General features: G+C 72.2%; 10 protein-coding genes. 4 read left to right on the top strand and 6 right to left on the bottom strand.

The window, feature by feature from the left end; translation table 11 throughout:
• Positions 1-15 precede the first annotated feature (15 nt).
• From MU407_RS02615 to MU407_RS02635, 5 genes are all read right to left on the bottom strand, one after another.
• On the bottom strand, positions 16-2,025 hold the full coding sequence (locus MU407_RS02615) for an NADPH-dependent 2,4-dienoyl-CoA reductase (protein WP_246955086.1): 2,010 nt from the start codon (positions 2,023-2,025) through the stop codon (positions 16-18).
• Between the two features lie 134 nt (positions 2,026-2,159).
• Complete coding sequence (locus MU407_RS02620) at positions 2,160-3,752, bottom strand: HNH endonuclease signature motif containing protein (protein ID WP_246955088.1); 1,593 nt, start codon at positions 3,750-3,752, stop codon at positions 2,160-2,162.
• A 102-nt stretch (positions 3,753-3,854) separates the two neighbouring features.
• Complete coding sequence (locus tag MU407_RS02625) at positions 3,855-6,446, bottom strand: ABC transporter permease (RefSeq protein WP_246955090.1); 2,592 nt, start codon at positions 6,444-6,446, stop codon at positions 3,855-3,857.
• Positions 6,434-7,141, bottom strand: coding sequence for an ABC transporter ATP-binding protein (locus MU407_RS02630; protein WP_246955092.1), 708 nt, complete (start codon positions 7,139-7,141; stop codon positions 6,434-6,436). The genes MU407_RS02625 and MU407_RS02630 overlap by 13 nt, the downstream gene beginning before the upstream one ends.
• On the bottom strand, positions 7,138-7,725 hold the full coding sequence (locus MU407_RS02635) for a PadR family transcriptional regulator (RefSeq protein ID WP_102236760.1): 588 nt from the start codon (positions 7,723-7,725) through the stop codon (positions 7,138-7,140). Before MU407_RS02635 ends, MU407_RS02630 begins: the two co-directional genes overlap by 4 nt.
• Before the next feature lie 120 nt (positions 7,726-7,845).
• Between MU407_RS02635 and MU407_RS02640 the strand changes: the two genes are divergently transcribed.
• A complete protein-coding gene (locus MU407_RS02640; RefSeq protein WP_246955094.1) occupies positions 7,846-9,036 on the top strand; it encodes an AAA family ATPase in 1,191 nt (396 codons plus the stop codon).
• 13 nt (positions 9,037-9,049) lie between these two features.
• Here the strand turns inward: MU407_RS02640 and MU407_RS02645 are convergent, their stop codons facing one another.
• Complete coding sequence (locus MU407_RS02645; protein ID WP_246955096.1) at positions 9,050-10,090, bottom strand: MerR family transcriptional regulator; 1,041 nt, start codon at positions 10,088-10,090, stop codon at positions 9,050-9,052.
• A gap of 144 nt (positions 10,091-10,234) precedes the next feature.
• On the opposite strand from MU407_RS02645, the gene MU407_RS02650 reads away from it, so the two are divergent.
• The 3 genes from MU407_RS02650 to MU407_RS02660 all read left to right on the top strand — a co-directional run bounded on the left by MU407_RS02650 (position 10,235) and on the right by MU407_RS02660 (position 12,149).
• Positions 10,235-11,290 (top strand): GNAT family N-acetyltransferase, encoded by a 1,056-nt coding sequence (locus MU407_RS02650; RefSeq protein ID WP_102236763.1) that lies wholly within the window; start codon positions 10,235-10,237, stop codon positions 11,288-11,290.
• The gene (locus tag MU407_RS02655) at positions 11,287-11,715 is read left to right on the top strand and encodes a DnaJ family domain-containing protein (RefSeq protein ID WP_233190862.1); all 429 of its coding nucleotides are present in this window, start codon (positions 11,287-11,289) and stop codon (positions 11,713-11,715) included. The genes MU407_RS02650 and MU407_RS02655 overlap by 4 nt, the downstream gene beginning before the upstream one ends.
• A gap of 101 nt (positions 11,716-11,816) precedes the next feature.
• Positions 11,817-12,149 carry a hypothetical protein gene (locus tag MU407_RS02660; protein ID WP_146007759.1) on the top strand — a complete coding sequence of 111 codons (333 nt, stop codon included), beginning with the start codon at positions 11,817-11,819 and terminating at the stop codon, positions 12,147-12,149.
• The last annotated feature ends 37 nt before the right edge of the window (positions 12,150-12,186 follow it).

Here is a 12,186-nt window from a genome sequence, read left to right on the forward strand (position 1 = left end):
TAGGGGCCGACGGGGCTAGAGCGCCGCCGCTGTCTCCACGGCTTCGCGGATAGCCCGCTCTGCATCGAGCTCCGCCGCGACGTGGGCACCGCCGACGACATGCACCCGCGGGCCGCGTCGGCCCCTGAGCTGGGCTGCCAGGGAGTTCTCACTCTCCTGCCCCGCGCACACCACCACCGTGTCCACGGCGATGACCTGCTCGGTGCCGCCTTCGAGAATGTGCAGACCCTCGCGGTCCACGCGCACATAGGTGACGCCGCGATGCTCGATGACGCCGGCGTGGCGCAGCTCGGCGCGGTGCACCCAGCCGGTGGTGCGGCCCAGGCCCGCGCCGATCTTCGTCTCCTTGCGCTGCAGCAGATGCACCTCGCGGTGCAGAAACTCCTCCGGCCGCTCACCCACCCCGCCGCGTTGGGAGGGGTCCACACCCCAGTGTTCCCGCCATGTCTTGACGTCCAGCGTGGTGCCGGTGAGGTATTCGGCAACGTCCACGCCGATGCCGCCCGCGCCGATGATCGCCACGCGCTCCCCGGCCTCGGCGCGGCCCTCGAGGAGGTCCGCGTAGCTGATCACCGGCGGGGCATCCGGGGTGCGCGGCAGGTCGATCTGCCGCGGCCGCACGCCGGTCGCGACGATGACGTCGTGGAAGCCCGCAAGATCCGCGGGCTCGGGCTGGGTCTCCAGGCGCATCCCGACCCCGGCGGCGATCAGCCGCATCCGCCAGGAGTCGATCGCACGGGCGTAGTCCTCCTTGCCGGGGATGCGGGCGGCGAGCCGCAGCTGCCCGCCGATCTCGTCGGTCGCCTCGAACAGGGTGACGCTGTGGCCGCGCTCCGCGCAGGCGAGCGCCGCTTCGATCCCGGCGGGGCCCGCGCCGATGACGGCGACCTTGCGGGCCCGGCGCGGCGGGACCGGGGTGAGCACGAGCTCGGTCTCACGGGCGGCGCGGGGGTTCACCAGGCAGGAGGCACGCTTGCCGTCGAAGACCTTGTCCAGGCACGCCTGGTTGCAGGCGATGCAGGGAATGATCTGCGCCGGCGTCCCGGCGGCGAGCTTGCGCGGCAGGTGCGGGTCGGCGAGCAGCGGCCGCGCCATGGAGACCAGATCCGCCTGCCCGTCGGCGATGACCTGCTCGGCGACTTCGGGGGAGTGCAGCCGGTTCGAGGCGATGACCGGCGCATCCACCACCTCGCGCAGCGCCGCAGTCTCGGCGAGGAACGCGCCCTGCGGCACGGAGGTCACGATCGTGGGGATCCGTGCCTCATGCCAGCCGATACCGGTGGAGAGCACATCCACGCCCTGCTCGACGAGACCGCGGGCGAGGGCATGGACTTCTCCGGTGCTCTGGCCGCCCGGCACGAGGTCCAGCAGGGAGATCCGCCAGGAGAGCAGGGCGCTCGGGCCGATGGCCTCCCGGACCGCGGCAGCGACCTCGAGGGGAAAGGCGCGCCTGCCCTCGGCGTCCCGGCCCCAACGGTCGCGCCGACGGTTCGTCGCCGGAGCGAGAAACTGGTTGATGAGGTAGCCCTCGGAGCCCATGATCTCCACACCGTCATACCCGGCCTCGACCGCGGCGCGGGCAGCGGCGGCGAACTGGCCGATGGTGCGGTGGATGCCGCGGCGGGTCAGGCGTCGGGAGCGGAAGGGGGAGAGCGGAGAGCGCCCGCCCGACGGGGAGGCCGCGAGCGGATGGAAGGCGTAGCGCCCGGCGTGCAGCAGCTGCAGCAGAATCCGCCCGCCCGGCTCGTGGACCGCATCAGTGATCTGCCGGTGGGCGCCGAGGGTGCGCGTGGTGACCTGGCCGCCGCGCGGGGTGAGGCGACCGGTGCGATTGGGTGAATAGCCGCCGGTGACGATGAGGCCCGCCCCGCCGCGGGCGCGCTCGCCGAGGAACGCGGCGAGCTTGTCGGCATCGCGCGGGTCATCCTCGAGCCCCACGTGCATCGACCCCATGACGATCCGGTTGCGGACCGTGAAGGGGCCCAGATCCAGGGGGCTCAGCAGATGCGGGGTCGACGCCGACATGGTGTGATTCTTGCAGCTCCGTGGCCGCTGGAAGGCCCCCGCATGTCCCGGGCGACGGATGCCCTGGTGCGGGTGCTGCGCCAGCTTCTCGCAGCCGACGTGGAGGAGGTGCGTCTGTCAGGCGGGTCCCCTGGTCAAGCCCCTTCGTCGTCTTCGGCCGGGTCGAGCCGCTGAGCGCGCTGCCGGATGATCCGCGGCGTCGGCGAGCGGCCTAACGCCCCGTGCGGGCTGGACCAGGTCAGTGAGCTTCCGGCTGGCGACGAGAAGGGCTCGACCCGCATCCGTCCGGTCTCTTTGCGCAGGTTGCACGCTGCGCACAGCCCTTGGCCGTTGTCCAGGCTGGTCGGTCCGCCCTCCCGTACTGGGGTGACGTGGTCGATGTGGCGGATGCGGGCGCCGCACCACGGGGTGCGGCAGGTGGCATCCCGCCAGCGGATCATGCGAGCGAGCCCCGTGGGGAACGCACGGGCGGTCGATTCCATGGCGATGAGCTCGCCGCTGCGCGGAGCGGTATAGAGCCGCCGAAAAAACGCGGTGAGGGTGCCGTCGGGGTCGAGATCGTCTTCATCCTCAATCAGGTCGTCGGCGCTCAGGTGCCCGGGCGGGTGACCTTCCAGCGTGTCCACGACGATGTGGGCGGGCAGCGTCCCGTAGCCCTCGATGCGCGCGCATTCGGTGCCGTCGGCGCGGGCCAGCAGGGCCCGGTCGGTGATGACGATGCCCACGTCCAGACCGGGCCGGGGCCGACGAAGCGCGCCCGCGTCCTCGCGATCTGCGCCTGCGTCCTTGTGATCCGCGCCGGCCAGCACAGACTCCACCAGCAGGTCTGCCTCGAGGGCGCCGTGGGAGGTCTGCGACCCCGCGGCCCGCCGCGACCGCGCCCCGGCATCCAGCGCGTTCATGACCGCCACGCCGTCGATCGCTCGCAGCACAGCGCTCAGGCGCGCCATGCCGTCAGCGAGCGGCGTCAGCGTCACGTGCCGCCCACGGGCGGCCTGCTCAGCGCGTTCCCGGGACCGCTCCGGTTCAATCTGCTGGACAAGAGCCCGCACCCCGGAGCCGAGCCGTCGGCACCCTGCCCCATCCAGCACCTCCGGCTCTGCGGCGAGCAGATCATCGATCTGCGCACAGGTGGCCGGATCCGCGCCATCTAGGGCACGCATCACCGTCGTGACCTGCTGGTCGGTGACGGCACCGCGCCACAGCTTCTCGAGCAGCTCCGGCATGTGGGCGGCGAGCCGACGCGCCCCGGCGAGAGAACGGGAGGAGGCGGCCGGGGAGACACGGCGGGCCAGAGCGATCTCATGCGGGGCTCCGGCGCCCTGCTCGCCCTCCGGGGCTTCGCGGCTCCGGTCGGCCTCCCGGATCCGGTCCGCAGCCCGCACTTGCCACAGGCTGTCCAGCGCTCCGAGGGAGGAGCGCAGCTGGTCGATGCCCGCGAGCACCGCGAGCGCCTCCTCCGCGGTGCCGGGTGCGGTGTCCGGCAGGGCGTCACGCACCGAGTGCGTAGCGGTGAAGGCAGAGAGCACTGCGGTCAGCAGCGCCGCGAGCAGTGACCGCGCCTCCGGCGACGCCTCGAGCGTCACGAGCTCCGCGGCCACGTGGCGCAAGGGGTCGGGATCGGGTGCTCCGCCCGGCGGCGTCGAGGCGTCCCGAGCAGGCCTGTGCGCACTGCGCTTCTGCTCGTCCTCATCTCGGCCCTCGGGGGCCCGATCGCTCAAGTCCATACGGCGAGCGTAGGAAGCAGAATCAGCAGCGACCAGCGCCATCATTCGATTGTGGATACCGGGGCGTTGTGGAGGAGAGGTCGCCCTCGCGCCCTCGCGCCCTCACCCCCGCCGCGTCAGCACCCCACGCCGCGGCGCGATGACGAGTGCGCCCAGCAGCGACCCGCCGATCATCACCGTGAGCCCCACCGCGAGCGCCACGGGCAGCAGCGTCGGATGCAGGAACGGCCCGAACTCCTGTGAAGCCCGTAGCGCCGCAAGCAGCCCCACGGAGACGGCCGCACCCAGCACGAGCCCCGTCGGCACCCCCACCAGCAGCACGATCCCCGCCTGCGCGAGGCCGTAGCGCCGCACCTGCCCCGGCCGCGCCCCGATCGCCTGCATGGTCCCCAGGTCCGTCTCCGCATCCTTCCGCCCCAGGGCGAGCGCGAGCAGCGTGGCGAGCACCGCCAGGCACGTCAGCCCCCACAGCAGCGGACGCGCCGGGGAGGGACCCAGCCCCCATGCCGCGAAGCCCAGCGCATCAGGCGTCGGCTCCACGAGCGGCCACGCGAGCGTCGTGACCTCCCGGGCCTGATCACCCCAGGCTTGCGCCGCCGCGAGGTCCAGCTCCTGTTCGGGCACCACGATCTCTCCGACGTACCGGCTGGGCAGCTCCAGCTCCTGCGCCATCTGCGGGGTCATCGTGATCGACGGCTCCGCGCCGCGCAGGAAATGCCCCGGCACAGTGGCCAGCGGTGTGAAACCTGCGGCGTCGTCCGCGGAGGCCCTGAGCTCCACGGTGCCGTCGCTGTGCAGGCGCGTCGCATCGTTGATCACGACAGCCCCGGCGGCGAGCGCATCGGCCGCTTCCTCGGCACCGGGCAGCCCGGTCAGCCGCATCGTCTCCGGTTCCATGATCGTCACCTCGTTCCCGACCCAGGTGGGAAAGCCCAGCCCCGGTGACCAGGCTCGGTCCCAGCGCACACACTCGATGGGGGCCGACGGGTCCAGTGCCGAGCGGACCGACACCCCTTCCTCGGGCCCGCACTGCTGACGCGGAGCGGCCTCGAGCAGCGGGCCGTCTTTCGAGATGCTCCACAGCTCGCCGTGGGCCGCGACCGGCATCTCCGCGAGGACCGCGTGGATCACGGCCTGGTCCACCTCGTCACTGATCGGGGTCTCGATCCCCATCCCGGCCCGGCCGGGCGCGACCATCGCGGTGGCCTGATCATCCGCATTGGACTGGGTGGAGCCCACCATGATGCTGAGCGCCGTCAGCGCCGCGGTGCAGGCCAGCACCGCCGCGACGGCCGGGACGGTGCGGGCGCGGTGCCGCCCCGCATCGCGCGCCGCGAGCCGCAGCATCGTCGGCAGCGGCAGTCGCCCGAGCATGGTGCCCTCGCGGCGGGTGCGGGGCCGACGGGACAGGCGCCGACGGTCCGCGAGCGCATCCACCGGGTCCAGCCGCGCGACCGCCCGCGCGGCCGGCAGCGCGCAGAGCAGCGCCACCAGCACGGCCAGCAGCAGCGCCGCGGCAGCTGCGAGCAGCGGGAAGGGGCGAGCGAGGATTGCGGCGACCACCGCCGCGCCGCCCACCCCGAGCAGCCCGCCGGCCGCCCCCATCACCACGGCCTGCAGCATGAACACCGCTCCCGCCCGGCGCGGCCTGGCGCCGGAGGCGACCATCACGCCGAGCTCACGGCGCATCCGCGTCGCCCCCACGACGAACGCGGGGGTGACCAGCACGGCGAGCAGGGCGGTGATGCCCACGGCGGTCGTGCCCAGCAGCACCGCCATGATCGCGAGGCGCTCGAGATCCACCGGCACCGGGTAGAGCTCCGCGCGAGGCGGATAGTTCTCGAGCACGTCCCGGGAGATGACGAACACGCCGTCGCTGTTCAGCGTCTTCGTCTGCGACCAGGTGATGGGCTGCTCGCCGGTGACCAGGAAATGCCGGTCCACGCCCTTCTGATCTGCCGCGATCATCGGCGCGATCCACTCCGGCAGCGCCCAGGCCTGCGCCTGGTCGCCGGGGATCACCTGGTCCACGCGGTAGCCGCGCTGCGAGTTCTCGACCGCGCCGGACAGTCGCCCGTCGGTGGACATCCACCCGGTGTCCGGTGGCGCGATGAGCTGCAGGACCTCCCCCTCGCCCACCCCGGTCGCTTCCGCGGCGGCCTGGGTGAGCACGAGCCCGTCTGCCCCCGTCGGCGCGGTGCCGATGAGCAGCTCCAGGGTCTGCGCATCCGCCTCCCGCAGGGTCACGGTCGTCAGCTGTCGAGCCTCGAGGGACCCCACCACCTGTGCGGCCTCCGCCGGGCGGGTCTCGCCGGCGGGAAGATCCAGGGCTGTGGTCGCGATGAGCTCGGGGGAGACCCACCATTCGTGCAGCGTGCTGCCGGACGGCAGGGTGCGGGCGAGCTCTTCCGGCGCGGACGGGCGTGCGGAGGGGTCGCGGGGAACCGGCGGCAGCTGCTCAGGCAGCTGCTGCACGGGACCGCCCACGGTCGAGGCGGTGACGTCTGCGCGCGCCCCGTCCGGCAGGGCATCCAGGGCCTCTTGCCGCGGCGTGACCTGCGGGGTGAGGCTGCTGAGCAGGACAAGGACGGCGAGGATCGGCAGTGCGATCGTGGCGAGCATCAGCCCGGTGCGCACCCAATGGCGCCGTGCATCGCGCACGGCGAGCCGCAGCAGCGGCCTCATCCCGCCCATGGCATCTCCTGTGCGGCGGCGATACCCGAGATCCGGCCGTCGCGCAGCTGGATGGTGCGATCCGCCCAGGCGGCGAGCCGTGCCTCATGCGTGACCAGCACGATGCTGGTCCCGGCGTCGGCCTTCTCCCGCAGCAGGGCGACGATCTCCCGGGATGTGGCGGAGTCCAGCGCGCCGGTGGGCTCATCGGCCAGCAGCAGGCAGCGCTCGCCGATCAGGGCGCGGGCGATCGCCACCCGCTGCGCCTGTCCGCCGGAGATCTCCTCCGGACCGCGACGCGCGAGGTCGGCGATGCCCACGGACTCGAGCGCCGCCTGCGCCTCCTCGGCAGCGCGACGTGGTGAGATGCCCGCGAGCTCGCGCGGCAGCGCCACGTTCTCGGCCACGCTCAGTGCCGGCAGCAGGTTCAGGTCCTGGAACACGTACCCGATCTCATCGCGACGCAGGTCCGCGAGGGCCGCAGGGGAGAGGGCGCCCAGCGTGGTGCCGTGCACCAGCACCTCCCCGGATGTCGGTGTGGCGAGACCACCGGCGAGGTGCAGCAGCGTGGATTTCCCGGAACCGGAGGCGCCCATGATCGCCACGAACTCCCCGGGCCCGACGGTGAGGGACACCCCGTCCAGCGCTCGCACCTGCTGTTCGCCGGTGCCGTGGATCTTCACGGCCTCGTGCAGCTCGAGTGCCGGCGTGCTCATCGTCGGGCTCCCGAGCGCTGCTCAGCGGACGTCTCAGCGGGCCGGACGCTGGATGCGGGCCGACGGGCCGCGGCGCGCTCGAGCATCACCTCGATGTCATCCAGCCACCGCAGCTCCGCCTCGAGGGTGACGAGGTGATGATCGAGCACCAGCGCGGCGGGCAGGTCCGCGGGATCCACCTGCCGACGCACCCGGGTGGCCTCGTGGAGGGCGGAGAGGGTGGCGTCGCGCTGGGTCTGCACCAGCGCCGTGACGTCCACGCCCGGCACGGCGACGGCGACCGCGAACTTCATGACCAGCTCCTGCCGATCCGGCTGGGTGCGCTCCACGGCACTCATCCACCACAGGGAGAGCTCCTCACGCCCCGCCTCGGTGAGGTGCCACAGTCCAGCGGTCGCATCAGGGGCCGACGGTTCAGTGCGCACGATCCGGCCGTCCCGCTCGAGGCGCGAGAGGGTGGATGAGGCCTGCCCGATGTTCAGGGGTTTCACCTGCCCGGTGGCGTCGTCGAAGGCGCGCCGCAGCTGGTAGGTGGTGGCCGGCCCGACGCTCAGCAGGGCGAGCAGGGCGTGATGTAGGGCCATGGATGACCTCCGGGGTTACGCGGTAATCATTAGGGAGTAATCATGCGGTCCAGTGCCCGGACTGTCAACCTGGCCGGCCTCGGCCTGCACACACACCGACACACACGGCACGATGGCCGCATGGCAGCACGCGAACCCATCGGCCGATCCACCCAGAACCCCTTCACCCCCGGTTTCGGCCTCACCCCCGTGATCCTCGCCGGGCGCGAGATCGCGATCGAGGAGTTCACCGCCGCGCTGCGCGGCGAGGTCCCCGAGGCCCGCTCGATCCTCATCTCCGGGGCGCGCGGCGCCGGGAAGACCGTGCTGCTCGCCGAATTCCGTGAGCTCGCCCTCGAAGCGGGCTGGACCGACCTGCGCCTGCACACCTCCTCAACCTCCCTCGCCGAGGAGCTGCGCCGCCAGGCCGTCAGTGCCCTGCGCGAGCTCGACCCGGAGGCCGAGACCTCGCAGCTGACCAGCGCCCGCATCGCCTCGGTTGCCGCTGAGCGGGACATCCGCCGCCGCTACGACGGCGAAGGCGAGGACCTCACCACTGTGCTGGACCGCCTGGCCCGCCTGGCCGATGAGGACGGGGCGGGCCTGCTCATCACCCTCGATGAGCTGCAGTCCGCGAACCGCGACCAGCTGCACGCCCTGACCCAGCATGTCCAGGACCTCATCGGCTCCGGGCATGCCGTCGCGTTCCTCGCCGCCGGGATCCGCCCGGGCGTGGATGCGCTGCTGGACCACGAGCGCACCACCTTCCTGCGGCGCGCCCACCGCATCGAGGTGGGCAGTGTGGATGTGGGCACCGCCGCGGAGGCTATCCGCCTCACCGTCGCCGACACCGCGAAGTCGATCACCCCCGAGGCCGCGGTGCTCGCCGGGGAGATCTCCTGCGGCTACCCGTACCTCATCCAGCTCATCGGATCCAAGGCCTGGCAGAACAGCGGCGACGCCGACGTGATCGAGATCGAAGATGTGCGCGGCGCCCGCCCCGCCACCATCGCCGCGATGATCAAGAACGTCCACGGTCCGGCGCTACGCGGGCTGAGCCCCCGCAAACGCGAATACCTGCACGCGATGCTCGAGGATGAGGGCCCATCGGCCGTGGGGGACATCGCCCGCCGCATGGGCATCGACCCGCGCAACCAGTCCACCTACCGCGAGCGCCTCATCGAGGAGGAGCTGATCCGCCCCGCCGGCCGCGGTTTCGTGCAGTACGCCCTGCCGTACCTCGCCGAAGCACTGCAGCACCAGGAGAGCGAAGGGGCCGACGTCGAGCCCGACCGGGGCCTCACCCGGTCCCGGCGGGCTCGACGTCGCTGAGTCTCACCCCGTCTCACACCCGCGCGAGCGCGACCGCGACGTCATCCTCCCCGCCCGCAGCAGAGGCGAGGTCCAGGAGCTGATCCGCGAGCTCCTGCGGGTCCGACGGCCCTTCTGTGAGCAGCTCTGCGAGGTCTGCCGCGGAGACAGGCACATGCAGGCCGTCCGTCGCCAACACCAGCAGATCGCCCGGTTCGAGCCGGCGTTGCAGTAGGTCCGGGGCCGACGGAGCCCCGGCCACGAGAGCTCGGTTGAGCACTCGCGCATCGGGATGGGTCGCGGCCTCCTCGGGGGAGAGCCGGCCGGCCTCAACCAGGGAGCGCACATGCGTGTGATCGTGGGTGAGCGACGCGATGCGCCCGCCCCGGACCAGGATCACCCGGGAGTCCCCGATATGGGACACCTCGAGACGGTCACCGTCGAGCAGAGCGAGGGTCAAGGTGGTGCCCGCCGGGCTGCTGTGCGGGATGAGATCCTCGGCCGCCCGCCAGGCCTCCTCGAGGTTCCGACCCCGGTCGAGAGCGCCAGCGATGGCGGCGAGCACGTGCTGCGCCAGGTCTCCGGCGCCGCGGAACCCGTCGGCCACACCGAGCAGAGTGCGCCCGCCGGGCAGTAGCCGGACCAGCGCGGCGTCCTGCTGTACTCCGCGGTTGCCCTGGCGCAGTGCCTGGGCGGTGCGGACAGTGGTGGATGATGCGGTCACAATGTCCTCCTCGGACGTCTCCCCGAGATCGCGGACGAGAGCATGCACCGATTCGGCGCGTGAAAGGAGGTCCGCCTCCTCCTGCCTCCACCAGGAGCGCAGCTCCGCAGCGGCGGCCGACGGGTGGAGGTCGCACAGCACGCGGATCCGGGAAAGGCCCATCCCCACGCCGCGCAGCGCCGCGATCAGCCGCGCCCGCGCCACCTGCTCGTCGCCGTAGTAGCGGTACCCCGTGAACGCGTCCACACGCTGCGGCACCAGCAGCTCCGACTCGTCATACAGGCGCAGCGCCTTCGGGCTGAGCCCGCTGCGCGCGGCCAGCTCTCCGATGCTCAGCTCAGCACGGTCCACGACGTCCTCCGTCCCTCTCGCCCGGGCTCCCGGGCGCCGGGTCGATCCCGGCACCGACCACGCTCGGGATTGTCCCAGGGGGAAGGTCAAGCACCCGCACAAAACCCGTGGCGCTCCCCGCCGCCGACGTGATTCACTGCCGGCATGCACGTGACGATCCGTCCCCTGGACCCCAGCTCCGACCTCGAGCTCGAGCAGATCAACGCCCTCGACGAGGCCTGCGACGAGGACGCCTTCGGCGGGCGCGAGGTGCTCACCGTCGATCAGCGGCGCGCGCGGCTGAGCCCCTCGGAGTACTTCCGGGCCCGGCGCTTCGTGGCGGTCGCGGAGACGATCGAGGGCGGGCAGAGCATCGTCGGCATCGCGTCGGTGGAGGTGCCGCTCAAGGAGAATCTCGAGGACGTGTACGTGGGGCTCGGCGTGCATCCCGCGTTCCGCGGCCACGGCATCGGGACCGCGCTGCTCGAGCAGGCGGTGATCCCGGCGGTGCGGGAATCCGGGCGCACCCGGGTGGGCAGCTTCGGTGAGATCCCGGCCGACGGGGACGCCGACGACCCCGCACTGCCCGCGAACCGACTCGCCGCCCGCCTCGGCATCGAGCGCAAGAACATCGCGATCTGCCGCACCCTCGCCCTGCCGCTCGCCGACGATCTGCTGGACCGTCTCGAGTGCAGCGCCCGCGAGAAGCAGGGCGAATACCGCATCGAGGTCTGGGACGACGAGGTCCCCGAAGAGCACCTTGCGGCCTACGGGGTGCTGCTGCGTCAGCTCGATCTCGACGACCCCGATGAGGACTTCGAGTTCGAGGCGGCGGACTACACCCCCGAGCGGATCCGCGACCAGGAGCGGCGTCGACGCGAGCGCGGCACTCGCGAGATCATCGCGGTGGCGATCGCCCCGGACGGCACCATGGTCGGCAACAGCGTCATCGACGTCCAGACCACGCCCGGCACGACCATCGGCTGGCAGGAGAACACCCTGGTCATGCCCGATCATCGCGGGCACCGCCTGGGGCTCGCCCTCAAGGTCGCGGTGCATCGCGAGCTCGCCCGCACCGCCCCGGACCTGCAGGCGCTCGCCACCTGGAACTCCCACGTGAACCCATGGATGATCGCGATCAACGAGCAGCTGGGCTACGAGATCGCGCACCGGGAGATCGCGTACCAGGGCGCCGTGGCCCACGACACCATGGAGACATGAGCGAGAACCCCTACGCTGGCAAGCCGCTGAATCTGCCGGACCACCACGACCCCGACTGGTGGATCAAGCAGCGCATCGCCTCCGGCGAGATCGACGTCGAAGGCCTGCTGCCCGTGGTGGTGCTGCTGCGCCGCGAGCATGAGCGTCGCGCCGAGACCCTGATCGAGCTGCGCGATGAGCGGTCCGTGCGGGAGTACGCCGCGGACTACACCCGTCGGGTCCACGAGGACCGGCGCGAGCACCCGTTCCAGAGCCTCATCGCACCGGCGTGGGATGAGCAGGACGCGGTCGACCAGTGGCGTGCTCTGCGCGCTGCCCGGGTCGCCGAGTCCGCGCCCCACGGTCCGCAGCCGGGGCCGACGGATGAGAGCGCGCCGCCCGCGCCCCGTCGGCGCTGGTGGCCCTGGCGGCGCCGACGCCTCTGATACAGGACGTGCCGTGGGCTGCCCGGAGCGCCAGCGCCGCTGAGGAAGCGTCGACCGGTAGTTTTATCGACACGTATCACGACAGGGACTTGGGGGAACAGGTGCGGACGACTGGCCGGAGGATCGCCCTGCAGCGCCGCCGTCAGGCGCGCCGCCGTGCCCTCCTCGCCAGCGGATCCGCCGTGCTGCTGGTCGCCGCTGGCATCGTGCTGGGCACCACCACCAGCCTCAGCGATCAGGATCAGCAGCCGCCCGCAGCGATCTCGGCCGCTGGCCGGAACACCGAGAACCTCGCCGACACCGACGAATCCGGGGCCCCGGAGCCGACCTCGCGAGAGACCCGCATGGTGCCGCTCGCACGCATCACCGGTGACATCAGCCCGAAATCCGTGGTGGCCAGCTCCGATGGCATCGTCATGGCCAACAACAGCTAGCCCCGCTCGGCTACCGCATCACCGGCGCGAAGGACCA

The organism is Brachybacterium sp. Marseille-Q7125 (assembly GCF_023062615.1).
Classification (GTDB): Bacteria; Actinomycetota; Actinomycetes; order Actinomycetales; family Dermabacteraceae; genus Brachybacterium.